At 72.4% G+C, this 2955-nt stretch carries 4 protein-coding genes; 3 read left to right on the plus strand and 1 reads right to left on the minus strand.

Translation table 11 applies throughout. From position 1 onward, the window contains the following. The coding region (locus QH283_RS05295; RefSeq protein WP_280501890.1) for an FAD-dependent oxidoreductase at nucleotides 1-476 on the minus strand (476 nt) is incomplete at its 3' end. Between the two features lie 387 nt (nucleotides 477-863). Between QH283_RS05295 and QH283_RS05300 the strand changes: the two genes are divergently transcribed. From QH283_RS05300 to QH283_RS05310, 3 genes are all read left to right on the plus strand, one after another. Beyond that, complete coding sequence (locus QH283_RS05300; RefSeq protein WP_280501891.1) at nucleotides 864-2069, plus strand: cytochrome P450; 1206 nt, start codon at nucleotides 864-866, stop codon at nucleotides 2067-2069. Further along, nucleotides 2070-2873 carry an SDR family oxidoreductase gene (locus QH283_RS05305; protein WP_280501892.1) on the plus strand — a complete coding sequence of 268 codons (804 nt, stop codon included), beginning with the start codon at nucleotides 2070-2072 and terminating at the stop codon, nucleotides 2871-2873. Then, the coding region (locus QH283_RS05310; RefSeq protein WP_280501893.1) for a ferredoxin at nucleotides 2870-2955 on the plus strand (86 nt) is incomplete at its 3' end. The genes QH283_RS05305 and QH283_RS05310, both read left to right, overlap by 4 nt.

Genomic DNA, 2955 nt, shown 5'->3' on the forward strand with positions numbered 1-2955 from the left:
ATCCGGGGCAGCGGGGGCCCGGCCGCGCGGGAGCCGGGGCAGCCCGCGTGGGCGTGGCGGGCGGTCTGCCGGATCTCGCCGCCGTCGGTCTCGACCGTCACCCGTCGTGGCCCGTCGATCCGGCCCCGGCCGCGGATCAGCGCCACCCCTGCCGAGTCCAGCCACGCGACCTGCCCCGAGTCGTCCCGGTCCGAGACCATGCGGTCGCGGTGGGCGAGCACGGCCGCGGTGTCGGCCGGTCCGGTGAGCAGGGAGCCGACGCCGGGCATGCGGGCGGCCTCGGCGCGCAACAGCACCGGCCGTAGCAGCGCCTTGCTCGGCACGCACGCCCAGTAGGAGCACTCGCCGCCGACGAGTTCGGATTCGACGATCACGGTGCTCAGGCCCGCGGCCGCGGTCCGGTCGGCGACGTTCTCGCCCACCGGGCCGGCGCCGAGGACGACGACGTCGCAGGTGTGTTCGGTCTGGTCTGTCATGACTGCGCTTTCGGGACGGAGGGTGGCGGCCCGCCCGCGCCCACGGGCGCGCACCGGCCGTCGGGGGAGGTCGTGAGGGCAGTGCGGCAGTGGCTCCACGGTAGTGCGCCGCGCGGACCGCGGCGGGTCGGACGCGCGGCCGGTGACCGGCGCGTGACCGGCGCGCGATACTGGAACCTGTTCCGATCTTTGCTCGGCCCCGCACGGTCGCGCCGAATCCCCCTCGCGGCGTCGCCTCGGCCGGTTTGATGGAAATGTCCGCAGCGCCCATTGTTGTGGAATGGTGTCGGTGGTACTGTCCAGACACATGTCCAGCTATCTGTCTCCGCCGCGCTGTCCGGGGGCGCCCGTCGGGAAGAACCTGTTATCGGAATGGGGGTCCGTGCGATGACCGCGGCACCGGTGGAACCGTTGACCTTCGATCCCTACGACTACGCCTTCCACGAGGACCCGTACCCGGTCTACGCGCGGCTGCGCACCGAGGCGCCGCTGTACCACAATTCCGAGCTGGGCTTCTGGGCGCTGTCGCGGCACGCCGACGTCACCGCCGCCTTCCGCGACGCGGGCCGCTTCTCCAGCGCCAACGGCGTCTCCCTCGACCCGGCCGCCTGGGGGCCGCACGCGCACCGCACCATGTCCTTCCTCGCCATGGACGATCCCCGGCACATGCGCATGCGCAAACTCGTCTACAAGGGCTTCACCCCGCGCCGCGTCGCCGAGATGCGCACGCGCATCAGGGAGATCACCCTCGAGCACCTCGCGCCCGCGCTGGAGCGTGGAAGCCTGGACTGGATCGACGAGTTCGCGGGCAAGCTGCCGATGGACGTCATCTCCGAACTCATGGGCGTGCCCGAACCCGACCGCGCCGAGATCCGGCGGCTGGCCGATCTGGTGGTGCATCGCGAGGACGGCGTGCTCGACGTGCCGGATGCCGCGATCGACGCCTCGCTGCGCCTGGTCGGCTACTACGCCGACATGGTGGCCGACCGCCGCGCGCATCCCACCGACGACCTGACCTCCGCGCTGCTGGACGCCGAGATCGACGGCGATTCGCTGACCGACGACGAGATCATCGGCTTCATGTTCCTCATGGTGGTGGCGGGCAACGAGACCACCACCAAGCTGCTGGGCAACGCGGTGTACTGGGCGGCGCGCAATCCGGCCGAGTTCGCCAAGGTCGCCGCCGACCCGGACCGGGTGCCCGACTGGATCGAGGAGACGCTGCGCTATGACACCTCCAGCCAGATGGTGGCCCGCTGCCCCACGACCGACATCGCACTGCACGGCGGCGTCATCCCGGCGGGGTCGAAGGTGCTGCTGCTCATCGGCTCGGCCAACCGCGACCCGGCGGCCTTCGCCGACCCGGACAGCTACCGGCTGGACCGCACCGACACCAGCGCCCTGGCCAGTTTCGGCGCGGGCGTGCACTTCTGCCTCGGCGCGCACCTGGCGCGACTGGAGGCCGATGTCGCGCTGCGCGAGTTCGTCTCGCGGGTGCGTGACTACGAGGTCGTGACCGAAGGCGTCGAGCGGGTGCACTCGACGAACGTGCGCGGCTTCGCCCATCTGCCGATCACCGTGGAGGTGCGCTGAATGCCTCGTTTCGAACCCCATCCGCCGGTCCGGCCCGCCCTGATCGCGGGCGCGTCCTCGGGCATCGGCGCCGCCACCGCGGTGGCCCTGGCCGAGCTCGGTCATCCGGTCGCGCTCGGCGCGCGCCGGGTCGAGCTGTGCGAGGAACTGGCGGGCAAGATCCGCGCCGACGGTGGCACCGCCATCGCGCACCGGCTCGACGTGCTCGACGGCGACTCGGTCGACGCCTTCGTCGCCGCCGCCGAGGCCGCCCACGGTCCCGCCGAGATCCTGGTCTCCGGCGCGGGCGACATCGAATTCGGCCCGGTCGGCGAGATGGACCCGGCCGATTTCCTGAAGCAGGTGCAGGTGCATCTGGTCGGCGCGCACCGCATGGTGCACCGGGTGCTGCCCGGCATGCTGGAGCGACAACGCGGCGACCTGGTGCTCATCAGCTCCGACTGCGCCGAGCAGCCGCGTCCGCAGACCGGCGCCTACAGCGCGGCCAAGGCCGGTGTCGAGGCCATGGTGCGGCAGATGCGGATGGAACTGGAGGGCACCGGCATCCGCGCCTCCCTGGTGCGGCCGGGCCCCACCCAGACCGGCATGGGGCTCACCTCACCCGCGGAGAAGGTCGGTCCCATGTTGGAGGCCTGGCAGAAGTGGGGCTTCGCCCGGCATCCGTACTTCCTGCGCGCCTCGCAGCTGGCCGCCGCGGTGGTGGCGGTGGTCAGCGCCCCGCGCGGTGCGCACCTGGTGCTGGTGGAGGTCCAGCCGGAGGCGCCGCTCGAGCCGCGTCCGGCCGCCGCGGGGGAGCAGTCGTGAGGATCGTCGTCGACCTGGACCTGTGCCAGGGCCACGCGGCCTGTCAGGCCGAGGCGCCGGGGGTGTTCCACGTGCCCAAGCG

It is taken from the genome of Nocardia farcinica, from assembly GCF_029867845.1.
GTDB lineage: Bacteria > Actinomycetota > Actinomycetes > Mycobacteriales > Mycobacteriaceae > Nocardia > Nocardia farcinica_A.

Bases quoted from the DNA above. Each gene is read 5' to 3' on its own strand.
- QH283_RS05300 (WP_280501891.1), top strand. From the start codon at position 864: ATGACCGCGGCACCGGTGGAACCGTTGACCTTCGATCCCTACGACTAC.
- QH283_RS05305 (WP_280501892.1), top strand. From the start codon at position 2,070: ATGCCTCGTTTCGAACCCCATCCGCCGGTCCGGCCCGCCCTGATCGCG.